This window comes from Pseudomonas sp. MT92, from assembly GCF_058792515.1.
Genome location: NZ_JBXAFA010000012.1, coordinates 204933 through 225438 on the forward strand (window position 1 = coordinate 204933; position 20506 = coordinate 225438).

Sequence of the window (20506 nt, forward strand, 5' to 3'; positions counted from 1 at the left end):
GATGTCGTACACACAATCTGCGTTCAACAGTTACCCTTGTGGGAGCTGGCTTGCCAGTGATGGGGCCATCAGCCGCACTGGAAGCCTCCAATCAGCAGAAACAACAAAGCCCGCACAAGGCGGGCTTTGGTTTGACTCGATCCAGACTTAGAAACGGAACACTTCCATATCTGTCCGAATCGGCGCAGCCATCGGGATCTTCGGCTGCTTATCCTGTTCTGCCGCCGGTGCCGCAGGCTTGGCCGCCGGTTTTTTTGGCGCTTCGGCAATCGGTGGCTGGTTGGCCAACGGCTTGAGCGCGACAGACAACTGTTCCGCCAGTCGCTGCAGCAACACACCCTGAGCCTGGACCTGGGCCGCGGTACTACCGGCATGCTGTTCCTGCAGATGAATGATGCGGTTATCGCGCACCTGACCACGGCGGTCGATCAGGCGCCATTGCGCATCGAGGATCGCCGGTTGCGACTGACCCGAATCCAGACGGGTAATGGTCAACAACACCTGAACATCCGGCGTGAAACCTGCATTGGCGGGTGCCAGGACGACACGCTGGCTGTCCAGATGGCCGGAGACCTGACGCAGTAACAACTGGTCGATATCGGAAGACAAGCTACCGGCCCAGCGGCCATCGAGCGAAGCTTGCAGGCTGCCATCGGGCTGACGCTGCAAAAGGGTTTCGCGTTGCAGGTAGTCAGCGACGGTCACCGGACCCAACAAAACCGCCATGCCCGCGCTTTGCGCAGGCTGAACCGGACTTCCGCTGTCCAGTTGGTACAACGACACCGGCTGGTGAACGCTGCAACCCGCCAGGCCAAGAACCCCAGCGAGCATCAAGATAAAAGGAAGGCGCAGAGCAGTCATCGTCCCATCCAGGTGATCGCCACAAGGCTGACCACAGTGAAAATACTCAATAAATATGAAGAACGCTCGGCCACGCCGGCGCTTGAAAGGCCATATCATCCGTGAATATGCGTTCCGACTCCAGCGCGAAAGCGCCGATCTACGGGTTAAATCGTAGATCGGAGCCTCTAACACGCCTAATTGAGGTTTTCGACGAGCAGCGCATCTACCCTCTGGAAGCCACGTGGCAATTTGTTACCACGGCGCCCACGCTCACCTTTGTAGTGCTCCAGGTCGTCCGCTTTCAGTGACAAGGTGCGTTTTCCGGCCTGCAGCACCAAGGTGGCGCCCTCCGGTAAAACGGCGATGTCCGTCACATACTCTTCACGACTGGCCACTCGCTCACCGGAAATACCGATGATCTTATTGCCTTTGCCCTTACCTAATTGTGGCAGATCGCTGATTTTGAAGATCAGCAGGCGACCCTCGGTGGTCACCGAAGCCAGCCAGTTCTGCTCACGATCAGCCACCGGACGCGGCAGGATCACCTTGGCGTTGTTCGGCAGGCTCAACAGCGCCTTGCCGGCCTTGTTCTTGGCCTGCAGGTCTTCACCCTTGACCACGAAACCGTAACCGGCGTCGGAAGCAATGACGTACAGCGCGTCGTCCTCGGGCATCAGCACGCATTCAAAACTGGCCCCCGGCGGTGGCGTCAGACGGCCGGTCAGCGGCTCGCCCTGTCCACGGGCCGATGGCAAGGTGTGCGCCGCCACCGAATAGCTGCGACCCGTGGAGTCTATAAACACCGCAAACTGGTTGGAGCGCCCCGCCGCCAGGGCTTTGAAGCCATCCCCGGCCTTGTAGGAAAGCCCAGTGGCGTCGATTTCGTGCCCTTTGGCGGAACGAACCCAGCCTTTTTCCGACAGCACGACGGTGACTTTCTCGTTCGGCAGCAGATCGTGCTCGGTCAGGGCCTTGGCTTCGGCGCGCTCGACGATTGGCGAGCGACGGTCGTCGCCGTAGGTTTCGGCGTCTTTGATCAACTCGGTGCGCACCAGCTTTTTCAGCTTGGCTTCACTGCTCAGCAAGGCTTGCAGCTTGGCTTGTTCCTTGAGCAGTTCATCCTGCTCGGCACGCAACTTCATCTCTTCCAGTCGCGCCAACTGACGCAAACGGGTGTCGAGGATGTAGTCGGCCTGGATTTCGCTCAGGGCAAAGCGCTCGATCAGTGCCGCTTTCGGATGCTCCTCGGTACGGATGATATGAATCACTTCATCCAGGTTGAGGTAGGCAATCAGCAAACCGTCCAACAGGTGCAGGCGACGCTCGACCTTGTCGAGGCGGAATTGCAGGCGACGACGAACGGTCTGCACCCGGAACTCCAGCCATTCGACCAGCAGGGCCCGCAGGTTTTTCAGTTGCGGCTTGCCGTCCAGCCCGATGATGTTGATGTTGACCCGGTAGCTCGACTCCAGCTCGGTGCTGGCGAACAGGTGTTGCATCAATGCATCGTGGTCAAAGTTTTTGCGTGCGCCCGGAATGATCACGATCCGGCATGGGTTCTCGTGGTCGGACTCGTCGCGCAGGTCGGCAATCTGCGGGGCCTTGGACGGCTTGGCCTGCATCATCGCGGCGATCTGTTCCAGCACCTTGGCGCCGGAAACCTGATGCGGCAGCGCGGTGACGATGATGTCGCCGTCTTCGACGTGGTACACGGCGCGCATGCGCACGGAACCGCGACCGGTTTCGTAGATTTTCAGCAGATCGGCGCGCGGTGTGATGATTTCCGCTTCGGTCGGATAATCCGGGCCCTGAATGTGTTCGCAGAGCTGTTCGACCGTGGCCTTGGGCTCATCGAGCAAACGCACGCAGGCGCTGGCGACTTCGCGCAAGTTGTGCGGCGGGACGTCGGTGGCCATGCCCACGGCAATACCGGTGGTGCCGTTGAGCAGGATGTTCGGCAAACGTGCCGGCAACACCAGCGGCTCGTCGAGGGTACCGTCGAAGTTCGGCCCCCAGTCCGCAGTGCCCTGGCCCAGTTCGCTGAGCAGCACTTCGGAGTAACGCGATAGCCGTGCCTCGGTGTAACGCATGGCGGCGAAGGATTTGGGATCGTCCGGCGCACCCCAGTTACCTTGACCGTCCACCAGCGTGTAGCGATAGCTGAACGGCTGAGCCATCAGGACCATGGCTTCGTAGCAAGCCGAGTCGCCGTGGGGGTGGAATTTACCGAGCACGTCACCGACGGTACGCGCCGACTTCTTGTGCTTGGAGTCGGCGTCCAGCCCCAACTCGCTCATGGCGTAGATGATGCGCCGCTGGACCGGTTTCAGGCCATCGCCGATATGCGGCAAGGCACGGTCCATGATCACGTACATGGAGTAGTTGAGGTAGGCATTTTCGGTGAAGTCAGCCAGCGAACGGCGTTCTACGCCGTCCAAGCTGTCTGCAAGGATATCGCTCATGCGGGCCTCATCAATTCGTTGTCTGGCGCAGCAGCATGGTGCCACCGCGCTGGGTAAATTCAAGTTTGTTCAGTGCGCTCATGCCGAGCAGCACTTGATCGCCATGCAGGCCTGGCGCGACCAGTGCGCGTACATCACGCAACACGATGTCGCCCAGTTGCAGCCGGTCGATGCGGGTTCGATACCCCTCGCTCAAACCGTTGGCCGTGCTCAGGGTCACCCCGAAGCCTTTCTCCAGCTTCAGCCGCTCGGCCAGGCTGGCCGGGATCGACACGTCGGTCGCCCCGGTATCGAGCATGAAATCCACCGGCTGACCGTTGATATGGCCGCTGGCGACGAAATGCCCTTGGCCATTGCTGACCAGTTTCACTTCGATAAAACCTTCGCCCTGCTCCGAGCTCACCGCCACATTCGGGTTTTGCTGGCGCTCTTCCCACTGGCCAAAAAAACGCGTCGCCAGAAACAGCGCGGCGCACCAGGCCAGCACCATCAATACCCGGCCGGCGCGCTTGCCCGGTGGTTGCTGACTCATGGCTTGGCACTCCAGCCACCTTCAGGCGCGGCAAAGCGCCAGACGATCGGCCGTAACTCGCCATCGGCGCGGGCACCGAAATTGTTGTCGACACCGATCCACGCACCGTCTGCGTCCACGATCAATGCCTCTTCGAGGCCATAGTTCTGTGGATAACGACGCTTTTCCTGCAACAACTCGTCAGCATAAGACCAGCAGCGCTCCACTTTGGCCGTTTGCGGGTCCCGGCGACAGATCTGATAGGCATTGCGCTCCAGGGTAAACAGCTTGCCGTTGAACAATGACAGATCGGAAAAATCCCGTGAAACCGCCTTGGCCTTGGGAAACTGCGGCGGCTGCATTTCCATGCCCGATTCGCTCAACAGCACACAGCCACCGTCGCAATCCCACACGGTCTGCTTGCGCTTGATGAGTACCAATCCGCGGCTTTGGCGCTCGGCGGCGAGCCACAACTGGTCCCCGGTCGAATTGATCGCCAACCCTTCGAACAATGCATTGAATTGCAACAGCATGCCGCTGGCCCGCGCTTCGCGCACCATCATCGGCGAGATTTTCAGCCAGGACGCTGGACCCGTTGGCGGCACTTGCAGGACGGCCGCATGGCCTTCGCTGACGAGGTAGCGATTGCCGGCGCTGTCGCAGGTGATGCCTTCGAAATCCAGATCACCGCCACGCACGAACGACGCCGCCCAGGTCCGCGAACGCAATCCCCAGGGCAAACCGCTGTCAGGCACCGGCGGAACACCGATGCCCACGGCTTGCGCGTGCCAGACGCCAGCCTGGGTATCGAGCCGGTAGATCTGATAGTCGTCGCGATCGGAGACCGCCCACAAGTCCTTGCCGCACAGGGCCAGCCCGGACAGGTTGCCCCCGCGCATGCCTTCGATGGCATGCTCGGACACCAGACGCAACGACGGTGCCGGCTCGGCAGACACCGTGATCGAGGTCAGCAGCAATGCACACGCCAGGGCAAAGCCCAGACGCATCAGCCCAGAACCTCGGCCAGGTTGCCTTTGGATTCCAGCCAGGTCTTGCGGTCGCCGGCGCGCTTTTTCGCCAGCAGCATGTCCATCATTTCCGACGTCGCTTCGAAATCATCCAGCGTCAGTTGCACCAGGCGCCGGGTGTTCGGATCCATGGTGGTTTCGCGCAGCTGCGGCGGGTTCATTTCACCCAGGCCTTTGAATCGGGTGACCTGCGGCTTGCCACGTTTCTTCTCCGCCACCAGGCGATCGAGAATGCCATCGCGCTCGGCTTCGTCCAGGGCGTAGTAAATCTCTTTGCCCAGGTCGATCCGGTACAGCGGCGGCATGGCGACATAGACGTGGCCGGCATCGACCAGCGCACGGAAGTGCTGGACGAACAATGCACAGAGCAGGGTCGCGATGTGCAGACCGTCGGAGTCGGCGTCGGCGAGGATGCAGATCTTGCCGTAGCGCAGTTGGCTCATGTCCGCCGCGCCAGGGTCGACGCCGATGGCCACGGCAATGTTGTGCACTTCCTGGCTGGCGAGTACTTCGCTGCCGTCCACTTCCCAGGTGTTGAGGATCTTGCCGCGCAACGGCAGGATCGCCTGGAACTCTTTGTCCCGCGCCTGCTTGGCCGAACCGCCGGCGGAATCACCTTCCACCAGGAACAGCTCGGAACGCATCGGGTCCTGCCCGGCGCAGTCGGCGAGCTTGCCCGGCAGGGCCGGCCCCTGGGTGATGCGCTTGCGCTCGACTTTCTTGCTGGCCTTCAGGCGGCGGCCGGCGTTGTTGATCGCCAGTTCCGCCAGGAGCATGCCGGTTTCCGGGTTGGCGTTGAGCCACAGGCTGAACGCGTCCTTGACCACACCGGAAACGAACGCCGCCGCTTCACGGGACGACAGACGCTCCTTGGTCTGACCGGAGAATTGCGGCTCTTGCATCTTCATCGACAGCACGAACGCAATGCGTTCCCAGACGTCTTCCGGCGCCAGCTTCACGCCGCGCGGCAACAGGCTGCGGAATTCACAGAACTCGCGCATGGCGTCGAGCAGGCCCTGACGCAGGCCGTTGACGTGGGTACCGCCCTGGGCGGTCGGGATCAGGTTGACGTAGCTTTCCTGCACCGCGTCGCCACCTTCCGGCAGCCACAGCAACGCCCAGTCCACGGCCTCTTTGTTACCGGCCAGGCTGCCGCAGAACGGCTCGTCCGGCAGGCGTTCGAACTCGCTGACCGCGTCGACCAGATAGGAGCGCAAGCCATCTTCGTAATGCCATTCGACTTTCTCGCCGCTGGCCTTGTCTTCAAAACTGACCAGCAGCCCCGGGCACAGGACGGCCTTGGCCTTGAGCACGTGCTTGAGGCGACTGATGGAAAATTTCGGTGAATCGAAGTATTTCGGGTCCGGGGCGAAGAACACGCTGGTGCCGGTGTTGCGCTTGCCAACGGTGCCGATCACTTCCAGCTCGGTTTTCTTGTAACCGTCGGCGAAGGTCATCTGGTATTCGTTGCCGTCACGCTTTACGCGGACCCGGACTTCGGTCGACAAGGCGTTGACCACCGAAATACCGACCCCGTGCAGACCGCCGGAGAACTGGTAGTTCTTGTTGGAAAACTTGCCGCCCGCATGGAGTTTGGTGAGGATCAGCTCGACGCCGGAAACGCCTTCTTCCGGGTGAATGTCCACTGGCATGCCGCGACCGTCATCACTGACTTCCAGCGAGTGATCGGCGTGCAGGATGACCTGCACCGATTTGGCATGCCCGGCCAAGGCTTCGTCGACGCTGTTGTCGATGACTTCCTGGGCGAGGTGGTTTGGCCGAGTGGTGTCGGTGTACATGCCGGGGCGCTTGCGCACCGGGTCGAGGCCCGAGAGGACTTCGATGGCGTCTGCGTTATAAGAGCTAGCGCTGGGAGTGGCCATAGGGTCTCGTCGTCAGTGATTCAATAAAAAGGGGCAACGATTCACAGTGCGCTGAAATCAATCGCCTGATACAAATCTGCGCCTATGCCGGCAAAGCTCAGCATGGCTGGAAGTTGCTCGGCAAACCCTTGGTAACCATGGTCGCCGCCGGCCTGAATACGCAAGGCACAAGCCCGGTAATACTGCTGGGCGAGGCGATAGTCCAGCGTTTCGTCGCCGGTCTGCAACCACACCTGATAGCGCTGCGGATCCTGCGGTGCCGGCACTTCCAGCTCGGCCAGGGCCGTCACATGGTCGTGGGTCAGTTCCCAGGTCTCATCGGTATACAGGTTTTTCTGCGTCCCCAGAAACCCGTCGAACATCCGGTGCGGACTGACGGCAGGGTTGATCAACAGGGCTTTGAGGCCATGGCGTTCGGCCAAGTGAGTCGCATAGTAGCCGCCGAGTGAGCTGCCGACCAGCAGTGGCCGTCCGAGCGCCTCAATCGCTTGCTCCAGCTGACCGATGGCTTCACGGGGATGGTGATGCAAGGCCGGCACGCGCAATCGATCGCTCAAGCCCAGACGCTCCATCACTTCGCTCAACTGAGTGGCCTTTTTCGACGCAGGCGCGCTGTTGAACCCGTGGATATAAAGGATCGAGCCGGACATTTGAACTCCCTGTGCGTCGGATAAAGAGGCGCAGTTTACAGGGTGCCGGGGGAATCGGGGATACCCGTGAAATCGGGTCGCCCGGGCGGACGCCTTCGCGAGCGAGCTCGCTCCCACAATGGATCTGCACCGTTCACGAAGCCCTGCTCGCGAAGGCCGCAATGCAATCGTGGGGAATGACTAATAGCCGTTGGAGCTGTAATCGATCTGGAAGTCGAAACCGGTGACGCGCTCCACCCCGGTTTCGAGCTGGCCATCGGGCAACAGCCGCAGCCAGCGATACCCCGGCGCCTGCTCTCCGACCTTGAAATCCTCACTGCGCGGCTCGAACTGAATGCAGGTCGACGGCGAAGCGATCAAACGCACCCCGTTACGCCATTGATCGATTTCCTGATGCACATGCCCCCACAGCACGGCGCGCACCTGTGGAAAGCGATCCAGCACAGCAAACAACGCCTCGGGATTACGCAGCCCGATCGGCTCCATCCAGGCACAATCGATCGACACTGGATGGTGGTGGAAGCACACCAGGTGATGACGCTCCGGTGCTTCACTCAACGAGCACGCCAGCAACTGCAACTGTTCGTCCTGCAAATACCCCGGCACCGAGCCCGGCACGGCCGAATCAAGCAGCGTGACCCGCCAGTTACCGATGTCGACCACCGATTCCAGCAACGCGCTCTGCACCGCCGCCTCGGCCATGATCAACGGCTCGTCGTGGTTTCCGGGAATCCAGCGGGCTGGCGCACCGAGTTGCCCGGTCAGGTCGCGAAACCGCTGGTAAGACTCCAGCGTGCCATCCTGCGACAGATCACCCGTGGCCAGGATCAGGTCGATCTGCGGCTGTTGCTGGCGTACCAGCTCGATGACTCTTTGTAGGCTGTCGCAGGTATTCATGCCCAGCAGCGTGCCATCCGCCTCGGCGAACAGATGGCTGTCGGAAATCTGCACCAGCAACGCCGGATCGGCGGCACTCAATGTGGATACGCTCGGCAAGGTGTTCTCCCAGGGCGTGATCACGGGAATGGATGAATGGCGCAATTATGCTGGGGGACGATCTAAAGGGGAAACCTGTGAACCTGACGCAGTTCACAACTGCGGCTCACAATTAACGTACGACTTCGTACTCGTGCCCCAACGCCAGGCAATGGCTCAACCATTCGCCCAGAAACATGTTCAGTTGGGCTTTTTCATCCGGCTGGTGCATCGCGGCGTTCGGGTAAGGATAGATGCCACGAAAGCGCCGCGCATGTTCGGCGCTGACCACTTCGGCCATGCACGCGTCATGATAGACCTGTACTTCCAGTTGCGGCACCGGCAGCCACGGCAGGCTGTGTTCCTGGCGCACTTGCAGGGTCGTGGTGTACGGACAGACTTGCAGCACTTCCAGCGCCAGCACCCCGAGCATCTGATCGCCATGGGTCACGGCGATGCGCCGCGCGGCCGGCTCGCTGCGCATGTCCGGCAGCAGTCGCATCAGTCGCGCGTAGTTCGCCTCGCAGGACGCTTGCAGCCCCACCAGATCCACCCGATAGCGATCGCGCAGCTTGTTTACGACCATAACCCCCTCACTTCAACGCGATTCAAAGCCAGCCATTGCAAGGCAATGATGCTTGGTGCGTTGGCAATACGTCCGTCGCGTACGGCCTGCAGGGCATCTTCAAAGGCCCAGACCGAGACGCGGATATCTTCTGCTTCTTCCTCCAGCCCATGCAGGCCGCCGACCCCGGTTGTCTCGCAACGCCCCAGGTACAAATGCACGAATTCATTGCTGCCGCCCGGCGATGGAAAATATTGGGTGATCGGCCACAGCGCCCCGAAAACAAGCCCAGCTTCCTCCTGCCCTTCGCGGCGAGCAACTTCTTCCGGTACTTCTTCCTTGTCGATCAGACCAGCGACCAGTTCGATCAACCAGGGATTGTCGGTCTTGCCCATGGCGCCGACGCGGAACTGCTCGATCAGCACCACTTCATCGCGCTGCGGATCGTAAGGCAGCACGCACACTGCATCGTGGCGCACGAACACTTCACGATTGATCTCGCGGCTCATGCCACCGGCGAACAATTCATGGCGCAAGTGCACGCGATCAAGCTTGTAGAAGCCCTGGTAGCACTGTTCGCGCCGAACGATATCAACGGCGGTCGGAGTGGCGGTGGCAAAATCAGTCATGACAATCCTCGTTACTGCTAATCCTGTACGAGGTTCCCACCTCGACTTCGCGCCATCCTAACGCGCCGCAGACCTTTGATGCAGCCCCTTTCCCGTCAGCGGGATAGACGGTGAGGGCGAAACCCACTCTAATTAGCTTAGTGGCGAACTGACTGCTTCGTTGACAGTCGAAGCGGGTAACTTTTCGCCTTTCCCAGTTTTATGAAGGACAACCATGTCGCTTTTTAAAATCGCCTCCGTGGCCGCCATCGCCCTGACCCTGGGCGCTTGCCAGAGTCTGTTCCAGCCCAACTATCGGGCGCCGCTGGAAACCACTCGCGACGCCTCCGAACAGCTCAAGCCTGGCTGCAAGGATCAGGATTGCCCGCTGGTGAATATTGATATCGTGCACTTCCCGGCCGAACCTACGCTTGACGGCATCATCGAAAAACGCCTGCTGCAAATGACCCGCACCTCGCCCGATGCCCCCGTGGCGCCGACACTGGCCGCGTATCGCGAACAGTTCTTGCGCACCGCCGGCCCGCGCAACAGCAGTTATTTGCAATCGAAAGTACGCGAGCAGCATGACGGACTGGTGATTGTCGAACTGTCCAGCTACCTGGACAACGGCGGCGCCCATGGGATTCCTGGCCGCGGCTTCATCAACTACTCACGTCAACAACATAAGGTGCTGACGCTGTCGGACATGCTGGTACCGGGACAGGAAGACGCGTTCTGGAAAGCCGCGCAGGTGGCGCACAACAGCTGGCTGATCAGCACCAAGCTCGATCAGGAACCGGAGTTCGTGAAGAGCTGGCCGTTCCAGAAAACCCAGAACGTGGCGCTGACCTATGGCGGGGTGATCCTCAAGTACGAAACCAGCAGCATCGCGCCTTACGCGCTGGGCCATGTCGAACTGAAGATCCCTTACCCTCGCCTGAATGGCATCATCAAGCCCGAGCTGTTTCCCGGCCGTAACTGAAGGCCCGGCCCAGCACGAGTTGCAGCAACCCTGCCAGCACCAGCGCCGGCAGGGTTGCGCCGATGTCCGGATACAGATTGGCCAGCAGATGGTAGGTGCTGATCCCGCCCAGCCAGGCCAGCAACGCCGGCCAGCGCAATGCGGCTGCCGCGACCTGGCCACTGCGTTTGCGCAGGATGAAGTGGTCCACCAGCACCACGCCGAACAGCGGCGCAAACACCGAACCGATCAACAGCAGGAAGTTCTGGTACTGAGCCAAGGGTGCCAGCAAGGCGATCAAGGTGCAGACCACCCCGATGGCCAACGCCAGGTGCTCGACCTTCCAGCGCAACAGAATCCCGCTGGACACCGCCGCCGAGTGAATGTCGGCAAAGGCGTTCTCTGATTCATCCAGCAAAATCAGCAGCAACGGAATCCCCAGGCCTGCACCGGCCAGAGCCAGCAGCAAGGCATTGACTTCACCGCTCGGCGCGAACGCCAGGGTGTAGGCCACGCCCAGGCTCATCAGCCAGAAGTTGCCGATAAAGAAACCGATCGCGGTGCCACCGAATACGTTTTTCGCCCGCTTGCCGAAACGCGAGTAGTCGGCGATCAGCGGCAGCCACGACAGCGGCATGGCAATCGCGATGTCGAAGCCCACGGCGAACGGCATCGAGCCATCACCGGCCTGCGCCCACACGCCCGCCAGATCAGCCTTGGCGAACAGGTTCCAGGTCAGCCAGGTGCACGCAGCCAATAGCAACCAGATGCCCCACTTGCGCAGGATCTGGCGCACGAACGTCAACGGACCACTGACCGCCAGCAAGGTCGCCAAAGCGCCGAAGAACAGCGTCCACAGCATCGGGCTGGACAGCAGACTGCCTTCACTGAAGGCCCGCGCGCCCAACAGGCTGGCGGCATCGCGCATGACGATGATTTCGAACGAGCCCCAACCGATCAGCTGCAGCAGGTTCAACACCGCCGGCAGGCTCGCGCCTTTGGCGCCGAGGCTGAGTTTGAGCGCGGCCATCGACGACAGGCCGGTATCGCTGCCGATCACGCCAACCGCGGCCAGCAGCAGAACACCGACCAGCGTGCCTAAAAAAATCGCCAGCAACGAGCCGGACAGCCCCAAACCTGGCGCCAACAGCGCACCGGTCTGCAGCACCATCAGGCCGATGCCGAGGGAAAACCACAGGGAAAACAGATCCCGGCCGCCGAACACACGCCTGTCAGACGGCACCGCGATGTCGGGGGAGTAAGTACTGGGTTGAATGCTCAAGGGTGTTATCTCAGAGGGACATTGTTGTTGTGTTGACCGCTATCGCCAGCAGGCTGGCTCCCACAAGGGACTTGTGGCGCTCACAAATCCAGTGTGGGAGCCAGCCTGCTCGCGATGGGGCCTGTAGGCCCCACCCTTTCAGGTCAGGTCAAACTTTCTGGTACAGCTGACTGCCTTCTTTCTTGAAGCGCTCGGCCTGCTCGGCCATGCCTTGGGCGACGTCCACGTCCACTGCTTCGATCCGCTGGTTGGCCGCGTACTCGCGCACTTCCTGGGTGATTTTCATCGAGCAGAACTTCGGCCCGCACATCGAGCAGAAATGCGCGACCTTGGCCGAATCCTTCGGCAGGGTTTCATCGTGATACGAGCGAGCGGTGTCCGGATCGAGGCCGAGGTTGAACTGATCTTCCCAACGGAACTCGAAACGCGCCTTGCTCAAGGCATTGTCACGAATCTGCGCGCCTGGATGCCCCTTCGCAAGGTCGGCGGCATGAGCGGCGATCTTGTAGGTGATGATCCCGGTCTTCACGTCATCCTTGTTCGGCAGACCCAAATGCTCCTTCGGCGTCACGTAGCAGAGCATGGCGCAACCGAACCAGCCGATCATCGCCGCACCAATACCCGAGGTGATGTGGTCGTAGCCTGGCGCGATGTCGGTGGTCAGCGGGCCGAGGGTGTAGAACGGCGCCTCGTCGCAGCACTCGAGCTGCTTGTCCATGTTCTCTTTGATCAACTGCATCGGCACGTGGCCCGGGCCTTCGATCATGCATTGCACGTCGTGCTTCCAGGCGATCTTGGTCAGCTCACCGAGGGTCTCCAGCTCGCCGAACTGCGCTTCGTCGTTGGCGTCGGCAATCGAGCCCGGACGCAGACCATCGCCCAGCGAGAAGCTGACGTCGTAGGCCTTCATGATTTCGCAGATTTCGTCGAAATGGGTGTAGAGGAAGTTTTCCTTGTGGTGCGCCAGGCACCACTTGGCCATGATCGAACCGCCACGGGAAACGATGCCGGTCACTCGCTTGGCGGTCATCGGCACATAGCGCAACAGCACGCCGGCGTGGATGGTGAAGTAGTCGACGCCCTGCTCGGCCTGCTCGATCAGCGTGTCGCGGAACAGCTCCCAGGTCAGGTCTTCAGCGACGCCGTTGACCTTCTCCAGCGCCTGGTAGATCGGCACGGTACCGATCGGCACCGGCGAGTTGCGGATGATCCACTCGCGGGTTTCGTGGATGTGCTTGCCAGTGGACAGGTCCATGACCGTGTCCGAACCCCAGCGGATACCCCAGGTCAGTTTCGCCACTTCTTCTTCGATGGACGAACCCAGGGCGCTGTTGCCGATGTTGCCGTTGATCTTCACCAGGAAGTTACGGCCGATGATCATCGGTTCCAGTTCGGTGTGGTTGATGTTGGCTGGAATGATTGCGCGACCGCGGGCGATTTCTTCGCGGACAAACTCCGGCGTGATTTCCTTCGGGATGCTGGCGCCGAAGCTGTGACCGGCGTGCTGCTGTTTCATCAGGCCGGCAGCGCGGGCCTCTTGCAGCTTCATGTTTTCGCGGATGGCGACGTATTCCATCTCGGCGGTGATGATGCCTTTGCGCGCGTAGTGCATCTGGCTGACGTTGGCCCCGGCCTTGGCGCGGCGCGGGCTATTGACGTGAGCGAAGCGCAGCTTGGTCAGTTCCGGATCGGCCAGGCGCTCCTGGCCGAAGTGCGAGCTCAGGCCAGGCAAGCGCTCGGTATCACCCCGGTCGTCGATCCAGGCCGAGCGCACATCGCCCAAGCCCTTGCGCACGTCAATGATGACGTTGGGGTCGGTGTACGGGCCTGAAGTGTCATAGACAGTGACCGGGGCATTGATTTCGCCACCGAAATCGGTGGGGGTCACGTCCAGGCTGATTTCGCGCATCGGCACGCGAATGTCCGGGCGAGAGCCCTGCACATAAATTTTTTGCGAGCGGGTAAAAGGCTGAACCGACTGCTCGTCGACCTTGGCCGATTCGCTCAGGTGGGTGTCGTTTTTTGCTTTTGTCGTCATCACGGGCTCTCCAGACAGCATCCAGGCAGTGGATTTTTGTCGGAGCGAACCTGTAAACGAATGGACGCACGGGCGCTGGGAATTCCAGCAGTGCTGTGCTCAGTGCTCGAGGGGTGTTCGATTGTCGAACAACATCCCGGACGAAGCACAAGAGGACTCGCCGGGTGACGAGAAATCTTGTTCCCTACGCAGGCGCTAACCTGATCAGGTTCAACGGGATCCGAAATTATTCGATCTCAGCCTCATAGCAAGGCACCCCGACAAGAACCCGGCCAGTCTAGACACAACTGGCAAAGAACGCCAACTCTGCGGCAAATACCATGATGAATGGCGTAATTGCAGGATTGTTGGCGCCCCGATGCACCACTACACTCGCTACGCCGTCGCGCGCATTGACGTTGCACGTGTCGCGCCTTAGCCTTGGCGCTCAAATTACTTGTGTAATATTAATTGTAGGGAACGCCTATGCTGCGCAAACTCTCACTGGCCCTGGCCGTGTCTTGTGCGTCCAATGGAATGGCCTGGGCAGAAGCGCCCTTATCCAACAAAACCGATCTGGTCAGCGTCTACCAGGAAGCGGTGAACAACAACGCCGACCTCGCCGCCGCCATGGCCCAATACGGCGCCCAGAAGGAAGTCGTGCCCCAGGCCCGCGCCGGCCTGCTGCCTAATCTCTCGGGTGGCGCGCAAGTGTCCAGCGCGCGCACCTCGCTCGATCAGCCGTCGACCACCGCCAACCGCAATGCTCATTCATACCAGGCCACGCTGGCGCAGCCGTTGTTCCGTGCCGATCGCTGGTTCCAGTTCCAGGCCGCCAAGGACGTCAATGAGCAGGCCGCGCTGCAACTCTCGGCAACCGAGCAGAACCTGATCCTGCAAACCGCCAACAGTTACTTCAACGTACTGCGCAGCCAGGACAACCTGGCCTCGACCAAGGCCGAGGAAGCCGCGTTCAAACGCCAGCTCGATCAGTCCAATGAGCGCTTCGATGTCGGTCTCTCGGACAAGACCGACGTGCTCAACTCACAAGCCAGCTACGACACCGCACGCGCCAACCGTATCGTCGCGCAGCGCCAGGTGGATGATGCATTTGAAGCGCTGATCACCCTGACCAACCGTCAGTACAACTCGATCCAGGGCATCAGCCACAACCTGCCGATCCTGCCGCCAGCGCCGAACGATGCCAAGGCCTGGGTCGAAACGGCGGCCAAACAGAACCTCAATCTGTTGGCCAGCAACTACGCCGTCAGCGCTGCCGAGCAAACCCTCAAGCAGCGCAAGGCCGGCCACGCGCCGACCATCGACGCCGTGGCGAAATACGAAAAAGGCGATAACGACGCGTTGGGCTTCAGCAACCCGAATGCCTTTCCCCAACCCTACGGTGGCAACGTCGAGCAAACCTCGGTGGGCCTGCAGCTGAACATCCCGATCTACAGCGGCGGCCTGATCAACTCCCAGGTGCGCCAGTCCTATGCACAACTGGACCAGATCGAGCAGCAACGCGAATCCCTGCGCCGGCAAATTGTCGAAAACACCCGCGACCTGCACCGCGCAGTGAATACCGACGTCGAACAGGTACAGGCGCGCAAGCAGTCGATCATTTCCAACCAGAGTGCGGTGGAAGCGACCGAAATCGGTTATCAGGTGGGAACACGAAACATCGTTGACGTGCTGGATGCGCAGCGCCAGCTGTACACCTCGGTGCGCAACTACAACAACACCCGCTACGACTACATCCTCGACAACCTGCGCCTCAAGCAACAGGCCGGCACGTTGAACCCGGGGGATTTGCAGGACCTGGCGCGGTGGCTCAAGCCTGACTACAACCCGGACAAGGACTTCCTGCCGCCGGATCTGGCCAAGGCGGCGGCTGACCAGTTGAATGCAAGACCGGGTCAGTAACAAATAAGTCCTGGCGAAAGACTTTTGTGGCGAGCGAGCGTGCTCCCTCGCCACAATGGGTCAGGAAGGGATTCAAGCCCGCTCGATCAACCGCCCCAACCCATCCAGCAACCGCTGCAAGGCGCCCTGATTGGTGCGCATCACCTTCAAGCCCGCCTCCGCCATCCGCTGCGCATCCCTGGGCAATTCGAACAGACGCTGCACCGCCAGTGCCAAGCCTTCGGCATCCTCCACTTCCTGCAACGCCCCGGCGCTGCGCAACTGCGCAGCGATTTCGAGGAAGTTGAACAGATGTGGACCGCTCAACACTGGCTTGGCCAGCGCCGCCGGTTCCAGCAGGTTGTGCCCGCCATTGGGCACCAGGCTGCCACCGACGAAGGCGCTGTCGGCCAAGGCATAGAGAAACAGCAATTCGCCCATGGTGTCGCCCAGCAACACTGACGTCGAGGCAGTGACCGGCTCGCCCGTGGAACGACGGACCGTGGCAAAGCCCTGCTGTCGGCTCAACTCGAACACCGCATTGAAACGCTCAGGATGGCGCGGCACCAGAATCAGCAAGGCATCGGGATGGCTCGCCAGCAACTGACGATGGGCCGCCAACACCACCTCGTCTTCGCCCTCGTGGGTACTGGCCGCGATCCACACCGGGCGTTCCTGCGCCTGCCATTGGCCACGCAGTTCGGCGGCTCGCTGCAACAGCTGCGGGTCGATGGTCAGGTCGAACTTGATTGAGCCGGTCACCTCAACGGTTGGCGCCCGGGCCCCCAAATCGCGGAAGCGCTGGGCCTCGGCTTCGGTCTGCACCGCGAACAGGCTCATTTCGGCGAGCATCGGCCCGGTCAGCTTGGCAAAGCGGCCATAGCCTTTCGCCGAGCGCTCGGACAGGCGCGCATTGGCCAACGCCACGGGAATCCCGCGTTTGGCGCATTCATGGATATGGTTGGGCCACAGTTCTGTCTCCATGATCACCGCCAGCCTTGGCTGGACCCGATCAAGGAAGCGCCGGGCGGCGCACGGCAAGTCGTACGGCAAATAGCAGTGCTGGATGCGCGGCTCATTGGCAAACATCGCCTGGATGCGCTCCGAGCCGGTCGGGGTCATGCAAGTGACGGTAATCGGTAGTTGTGGATATCGTTGCAGCAAAGCGCGAATCATCGGCGCGGCGGCAATGCTCTCGCCCACCGATACCGCGTGCACCCAGAGGCCACCCGGTTGCATCACCGGCATCCCATAGGAGAACCGCTCACCAATGCGTTTGGCATAGGCCGGCGCCTTGCGCGCCCGCAGCCAGAGTCGAATCGCTACCAACGGCAGCCCAAGGTAAAACAGCGCGGTATAAAGAGTTCTATTCATGGCGGCGGAGTTTATCGGTTTTTTCGCCGATCGCCTGCAAGTGCACGGCAAAACGTTCCGCCAGCCAGCGAGCCGCCGGACCGAGGGGCTCATCGCGGCGCCAGACCAGTTCCACCACCAACGCCGGCGGGGTCCACTCGCTGCTCAACTCGACCATTTGCCCCTGATAGGTCGGGTACTGCACCACATGGCGCGGCAGCCAGGCCCAGCCGAGGCCGCGCACCAGCCATTCCGCCATCACGTAAAAGCTGTCGGCCCGCCAGACTTGCGGGCTGGCCGGCTCGCTGCCGGGATAGAGGCTGGACTGGGTCGACATCAGCAGCTGGCGATGCCGGGCCAGCGCCTGGCGATCAACCTGGACCTGCTTCGCCAGCGGATGGTCGACGCCGCACACGGTGACCATTTCCACGCTGCCAAGCACTCGGCGCTCCAGCGCTTCGGGGATCTGGTCGTGAAAGAACAACAAACCCAGATCGGCACGACGCTCCACCAGTTTGCGCGCCACCTCGCCCTGGGCCGCACTGGTCAATTGCACCTCCAGGCTGGGAAAGCGCTCAGCCAGCGCTTCGAAACTTTCGATGACCGGCTGGTAAGGCATGGCCTCATCCTGAGCCAGGCGCAGACGCGCCTCCTGCCCACGCATCATCGCCAGCGCCCGGCCATTGAGGCGCTCACATTGACGCAGCACTTCCCGCGCTTCTTCCAGCAAGGCGTTGCCGGCTTCGGTGAGTTTCGGCTGTCGGCCACTGCTGCGATCGAACAGGCTGACGCCCAGGTCTTCCTCCAGCAGCGCGATCGAACTGCTGACCGCCGACTGCGCCTTGCGCTGGTTCCGTGCCACGGCGGAAAACGAACGTTGCTCCGCCACGCTGACGAACAAGCGCAGCTGCTCCAGGTTCCATTGCATACTCATGCCCAAACCCATCTCGATAACAGATAGGTAATGACTTTACCGCATCTGATGAATCTCTAGAATGCCACCTCAGAAAGCAACACTTCATACGAGGATTGACCCATGACCGCTTACTACTACCTGGCCATTGCCATCTGCGCCGAAGTGATTGCCACTGTTTCGATGAAAGCGGTCAAAGGCTTCAGCACCCCACTGCCACTGGTGCTGGTGATCGTCGGTTACGGGATTGCCTTCTGGATGCTGACGCTGGTGGTGCGCAGCGTGCCGGTGGGCGTGGCTTACGCGGTCTGGGCCGGCATGGGGATCGTGATGGTCAGCGTGGCAGCGTTGTTTATCTACGGGCAGAAGCTGGATGTGCCGGCGATGCTGGGGATGGCGTTGATCGTGTTGGGCGTTGTGGTGATTCAGTTGTTCTCGAAAACTGCCGGGCATTAACTGCCGCCATAAGCTTCAAGTTATAAGCAACAAGAGGTCTTGCTTGCAGCTTATAGCTTGAAGCTTGAAACTTGCCGCTTCACTCAAACACTGAGGTCGCTGCATGCCATCCGTTATTTCCACCGACGTTCTGATTGTCGGCGCTGGTGTCGCCGGCCTCTGGCTGAATGCGCGCCTGCGCCGCCAGGGGTTTTCGACCGTGCTGGTGGAAAGCGCCAGTCTCGGTGGCGGGCAAAGCCTGAAGTCCCAGGGCATCATCCACGGCGGCGCCAAATACGCATTGCATGGCGCCCTGACCGGTGCTTCGGAGGCCATCGCCGACATGCCGCGCCGCTGGCGTGAGGCCCTGGCCGGCGACGGTGAGCTGGACCTGTCCGGCGTGCGCCTGCTGTCCGAAGCGCACTACCTGTGGTCCCCCGGCACCATCGCCGGCAACCTCACCAGTTTTTTCGCCAGCAAAGCCGTGCGCGGTCGTGTCGATCAGGTCAAGGGCGATCAACTGCCGCCCGCCCTTCAGGACAAACGTTTCAAGGGCAAAGTCTATCGCCTGGCGGAATTGGTGATCGATGTGCCGAGCCTGATCCAGCGCCTGGCCGATCTGGCAGGTGACGGCCTACTCGCCGGCCAAAAGATCGAGCCACTGCTTGAAGGTGGCGTGCTGGTCGGCCTAAAGGTGGACGAGCGCGAGATCCGCGCCCAACGCATCGTCTTGAGCGCCGGCGGCGGAACGGCTGCGCTGCTCGAAGCGCTGGGCCTGAGCCAGCCGGCCATGCAGCGGCGGCCGTTGCACATGATCATCGCCAAGGGCCCGAGCCTCAAACCGCTGTATGCCCACTGCCTGGGCGGCGGCACCAAACCGCGCCTTACCGTCACCACGCACCCGGCCGCCGATGGCCAGTGGGTCTGGTATCTGGGCGGCGATATCGCCGAAACCGAAGGCGTCAACCGTGAGCCTGCGGAGCAAATCGCCACTGCGCAGAAAGAACTCGCCCAGTTGCTGCCATGGATCGACCTGAGCACCGCGCAATGGGCCACCTTGCGTGTGGATCGCGCCGAACCGCTGCAATCGGGCCTGACCCGCCCTGATAACGCGTTTCTCGCCGAGGAGGGCCGGCTGCTGGTGGGCTGGCCTACCAAACTGGCGTTGGCGCCGGACTTCGCCGACCGGGTGATTGCGAGCCTTGCCCGCGATGGCATTCAACCGGGCCCGGTGGCGCCACTCCCCGAATTGCCAAAGCCGCCGATGGGCGTCCCGGCGTGGGAACAACTGCTGCCATGAGCCAACCCACCCTGCATGACTTGCATCGCCCCCTGGGCAGCACCGGCCTGCTGGTGTCGCCGCTGGGCCTGGGTACGGTGAAACTCGGCCGCGATCAAGGGGTGAAATACCCCAATGGCTTTCAGATCCCTGACGACGACGAAGCACGCATGCTGCTCAAGCTGACCCGCGACCTGGGCATCAACCTGATCGACACCGCTCCGGCCTACGGTCGCAGCGAGGAGCGCCTCGGCCCGTTACTGCGCGGTCAGCGTCAGGATTGGGTGATTGTCAGCAAGGTTGGTGAAGAATTCGCCGACGGCCTGTCGCGGCATGACTTTAGCGCCGCGCACACCCGATTCTCGGTCGAACGCAGCCTGCAGCGTCTGGAAACGGATTTTATCGACCTGGTGCTGGTGCATTCCGATGGCAATGACCTGGCGATCCTCAACGACTGCGAAGTCTATGCGACCCTCGCCGAACTCAAGGCCGAGGGCAAGATTCGCGGGTTCGGCTTTTCCGGCAAAACCGTCGACGGCGGCTTGAAGGCCCTGGAGCAAGGTGATTGCGCGATGGTCACCTACAATCTGAACGAGCAAACCGAAAAGGCTGTCATTGACTATGCTGCTGCTCACGGCAAAGCCATTCTGGTCAAAAAAGCCCTCGCCAGCGGTCACGCATGCCTGAGCCCGGGCGTGGACCCGGTGCGCGCCAGTTTCGAATTGTTGTTTGAACATCCGGGTGTTGCCAGTGCTATTGTCGGGACCATCAATCCGCTGCACCTCGCCCACAACGTCGCGACCGTTGCCCAGGTCCTACGTAGCAACTGACGCCGCCCA

Annotated in this window: 18 protein-coding genes and 1 riboswitch; of the genes, 5 read left to right on the plus strand and 13 right to left on the minus strand. The window is 61.3% G+C overall.

All coding sequences use genetic code 11. The annotated features are described in order from the left end of the window. Nucleotides 1-147 precede the first annotated feature (147 nt). The 9 genes from AC1Q6D_RS22370 to AC1Q6D_RS22410 form a co-directional block, all read right to left on the minus strand. Nucleotides 148-861 (minus strand): PqiC family protein, encoded by a 714-nt coding sequence (locus tag AC1Q6D_RS22370; RefSeq protein ID WP_103403342.1) that lies wholly within the window; start codon nt 859-861, stop codon nt 148-150. A gap of 176 nt (nt 862-1037) precedes the next feature. Further along, on the minus strand, nt 1038-3305 hold the full coding sequence (gene parC / locus AC1Q6D_RS22375) for a DNA topoisomerase IV subunit A (protein WP_047536659.1): 2268 nt from the start codon (nt 3303-3305) through the stop codon (nt 1038-1040). A 10-nt stretch (nt 3306-3315) separates the two neighbouring features. After that, nucleotides 3316-3837, minus strand: a complete 522-nt coding sequence (locus AC1Q6D_RS22380; protein ID WP_047536656.1) for a retropepsin-like aspartic protease family protein — start codon at nt 3835-3837, stop codon at nt 3316-3318. Then, nucleotides 3834-4823, minus strand: coding sequence for an esterase-like activity of phytase family protein (locus AC1Q6D_RS22385; protein ID WP_103403343.1), 990 nt, complete (start codon nt 4821-4823; stop codon nt 3834-3836). The genes AC1Q6D_RS22380 and AC1Q6D_RS22385 overlap by 4 nt, the downstream gene beginning before the upstream one ends. Then, a complete protein-coding gene (parE, locus tag AC1Q6D_RS22390) occupies nt 4823-6727 on the minus strand; it encodes a DNA topoisomerase IV subunit B (protein ID WP_047536650.1) in 1905 nt (634 codons plus the stop codon). The genes AC1Q6D_RS22385 and parE overlap by 1 nt, the downstream gene beginning before the upstream one ends. Nucleotides 6728-6768: 41 nt before the next feature. Further along, complete coding sequence (locus tag AC1Q6D_RS22395) at nt 6769-7377, minus strand: YqiA/YcfP family alpha/beta fold hydrolase (RefSeq protein ID WP_047536647.1); 609 nt, start codon at nt 7375-7377, stop codon at nt 6769-6771. Nucleotides 7378-7557: 180 nt separating this feature from the next. Then, nucleotides 7558-8373 carry a 3',5'-cyclic-AMP phosphodiesterase gene (gene cpdA / locus AC1Q6D_RS22400; protein WP_103403344.1) on the minus strand — a complete coding sequence of 272 codons (816 nt, stop codon included), beginning with the start codon at nt 8371-8373 and terminating at the stop codon, nt 7558-7560. A 112-nt stretch (nt 8374-8485) separates the two neighbouring features. After that, on the minus strand, nt 8486-8938 hold the full coding sequence (locus tag AC1Q6D_RS22405) for a DUF1249 domain-containing protein (protein ID WP_103403345.1): 453 nt from the start codon (nt 8936-8938) through the stop codon (nt 8486-8488). Then, nucleotides 8929-9546 carry an NUDIX domain-containing protein gene (locus tag AC1Q6D_RS22410; RefSeq protein ID WP_047536639.1) on the minus strand — a complete coding sequence of 206 codons (618 nt, stop codon included), beginning with the start codon at nt 9544-9546 and terminating at the stop codon, nt 8929-8931. The genes AC1Q6D_RS22405 and AC1Q6D_RS22410 overlap by 10 nt, the downstream gene beginning before the upstream one ends. A gap of 214 nt (nt 9547-9760) precedes the next feature. Here AC1Q6D_RS22410 and AC1Q6D_RS22415 point away from each other — a divergent pair, with 214 nt between their 5' ends. After that, a complete protein-coding gene (locus AC1Q6D_RS22415) occupies nt 9761-10507 on the plus strand; it encodes an RsiV family protein (protein WP_047536636.1) in 747 nt (248 codons plus the stop codon). On the opposite strand, the gene cytX is transcribed toward AC1Q6D_RS22415, so the two are convergent. Then, a complete protein-coding gene (gene cytX / locus AC1Q6D_RS22420) occupies nt 10476-11768 on the minus strand; it encodes a putative hydroxymethylpyrimidine transporter CytX (protein WP_103403346.1) in 1293 nt (430 codons plus the stop codon). The genes AC1Q6D_RS22415 and cytX overlap by 32 nt on opposite strands. Nucleotides 11769-11916: 148 nt before the next feature. Further along, entirely contained in the window at nt 11917-13806 is a 1890-nt protein-coding gene (thiC, locus tag AC1Q6D_RS22425) for a phosphomethylpyrimidine synthase ThiC (RefSeq protein ID WP_103403347.1), read from the minus strand. 164 nt (nt 13807-13970) lie between these two features. After that, nucleotides 13971-14076, minus strand: a riboswitch (TPP riboswitch). Nucleotides 14077-14271: 195 nt separating this feature from the next. Between thiC and AC1Q6D_RS22430 the strand changes: the two genes are divergently transcribed. Beyond that, nucleotides 14272-15708, plus strand: a complete 1437-nt coding sequence (locus tag AC1Q6D_RS22430) for a TolC family outer membrane protein (RefSeq protein WP_103403348.1) — start codon at nt 14272-14274, stop codon at nt 15706-15708. Between the two features lie 72 nt (nt 15709-15780). Here the strand turns inward: AC1Q6D_RS22430 and waaA are convergent, their stop codons facing one another. Both waaA and AC1Q6D_RS22440 read right to left on the minus strand, forming a co-directional pair. Continuing rightward, nucleotides 15781-17061 carry a lipid IV(A) 3-deoxy-D-manno-octulosonic acid transferase gene (gene waaA / locus AC1Q6D_RS22435; protein WP_103403349.1) on the minus strand — a complete coding sequence of 427 codons (1281 nt, stop codon included), beginning with the start codon at nt 17059-17061 and terminating at the stop codon, nt 15781-15783. Further along, nucleotides 17054-17974: a LysR family transcriptional regulator gene (locus AC1Q6D_RS22440; protein ID WP_103403378.1), complete on the minus strand. Its 921-nt coding sequence runs from the start codon at nt 17972-17974 to the stop codon at nt 17054-17056. Before AC1Q6D_RS22440 ends, waaA begins: the two co-directional genes overlap by 8 nt. Before the next feature lie 102 nt (nt 17975-18076). On the opposite strand from AC1Q6D_RS22440, the gene AC1Q6D_RS22445 reads away from it, so the two are divergent. The 3 genes from AC1Q6D_RS22445 to AC1Q6D_RS22455 all read left to right on the plus strand — a co-directional run bounded on the left by AC1Q6D_RS22445 (nt 18077) and on the right by AC1Q6D_RS22455 (nt 20497). After that, a complete protein-coding gene (locus tag AC1Q6D_RS22445) occupies nt 18077-18409 on the plus strand; it encodes a DMT family transporter (protein ID WP_015093202.1) in 333 nt (110 codons plus the stop codon). Between the two features lie 103 nt (nt 18410-18512). Continuing rightward, nucleotides 18513-19688 carry an NAD(P)/FAD-dependent oxidoreductase gene (locus AC1Q6D_RS22450; protein ID WP_103403350.1) on the plus strand — a complete coding sequence of 392 codons (1176 nt, stop codon included), beginning with the start codon at nt 18513-18515 and terminating at the stop codon, nt 19686-19688. Further along, nucleotides 19685-20497 (plus strand): aldo/keto reductase, encoded by an 813-nt coding sequence (locus tag AC1Q6D_RS22455; RefSeq protein WP_047536622.1) that lies wholly within the window; start codon nt 19685-19687, stop codon nt 20495-20497. Before AC1Q6D_RS22450 ends, AC1Q6D_RS22455 begins: the two co-directional genes overlap by 4 nt. The last annotated feature ends 9 nt before the right edge of the window (nt 20498-20506 follow it).

Excerpts from the sequence above, each read along its gene's own strand:
- AC1Q6D_RS22370 (WP_103403342.1), bottom strand. The coding sequence starts at position 861 with ATGACTGCTCTGCGCCTTCCTTTTATCTTGATGCTCGCTGGGGTTCTT.
- parC (WP_047536659.1), bottom strand. The coding sequence starts at position 3,305 with ATGAGCGATATCCTTGCAGACAGCTTGGACGGCGTAGAACGCCGTTCG.
- AC1Q6D_RS22380 (WP_047536656.1), bottom strand. The coding sequence starts at position 3,837 with ATGAGTCAGCAACCACCGGGCAAGCGCGCCGGCCGGGTATTGATGGTG.
- AC1Q6D_RS22385 (WP_103403343.1), bottom strand. The coding sequence starts at position 4,823 with ATGCGTCTGGGCTTTGCCCTGGCGTGTGCATTGCTGCTGACCTCGATC.
- parE (WP_047536650.1), bottom strand. The coding sequence starts at position 6,727 with ATGGCCACTCCCAGCGCTAGCTCTTATAACGCAGACGCCATCGAAGTC.
- AC1Q6D_RS22395 (WP_047536647.1), bottom strand. The coding sequence starts at position 7,377 with ATGTCCGGCTCGATCCTTTATATCCACGGGTTCAACAGCGCGCCTGCG.
- AC1Q6D_RS22405 (WP_103403345.1), bottom strand. The coding sequence starts at position 8,938 with ATGGTCGTAAACAAGCTGCGCGATCGCTATCGGGTGGATCTGGTGGGG.
- AC1Q6D_RS22410 (WP_047536639.1), bottom strand. The coding sequence starts at position 9,546 with ATGACTGATTTTGCCACCGCCACTCCGACCGCCGTTGATATCGTTCGG.
- AC1Q6D_RS22415 (WP_047536636.1), top strand. The coding sequence starts at position 9,761 with ATGTCGCTTTTTAAAATCGCCTCCGTGGCCGCCATCGCCCTGACCCTG.
- thiC (WP_103403347.1), bottom strand. The coding sequence starts at position 13,806 with ATGACGACAAAAGCAAAAAACGACACCCACCTGAGCGAATCGGCCAAG.
- AC1Q6D_RS22430 (WP_103403348.1), top strand. The coding sequence starts at position 14,272 with ATGCTGCGCAAACTCTCACTGGCCCTGGCCGTGTCTTGTGCGTCCAAT.
- waaA (WP_103403349.1), bottom strand. The coding sequence starts at position 17,061 with ATGAATAGAACTCTTTATACCGCGCTGTTTTACCTTGGGCTGCCGTTG.
- AC1Q6D_RS22440 (WP_103403378.1), bottom strand. The coding sequence starts at position 17,974 with ATGAGTATGCAATGGAACCTGGAGCAGCTGCGCTTGTTCGTCAGCGTG.
- AC1Q6D_RS22445 (WP_015093202.1), top strand. The coding sequence starts at position 18,077 with ATGACCGCTTACTACTACCTGGCCATTGCCATCTGCGCCGAAGTGATT.
- AC1Q6D_RS22450 (WP_103403350.1), top strand. The coding sequence starts at position 18,513 with ATGCCATCCGTTATTTCCACCGACGTTCTGATTGTCGGCGCTGGTGTC.
- AC1Q6D_RS22455 (WP_047536622.1), top strand. The coding sequence starts at position 19,685 with ATGAGCCAACCCACCCTGCATGACTTGCATCGCCCCCTGGGCAGCACC.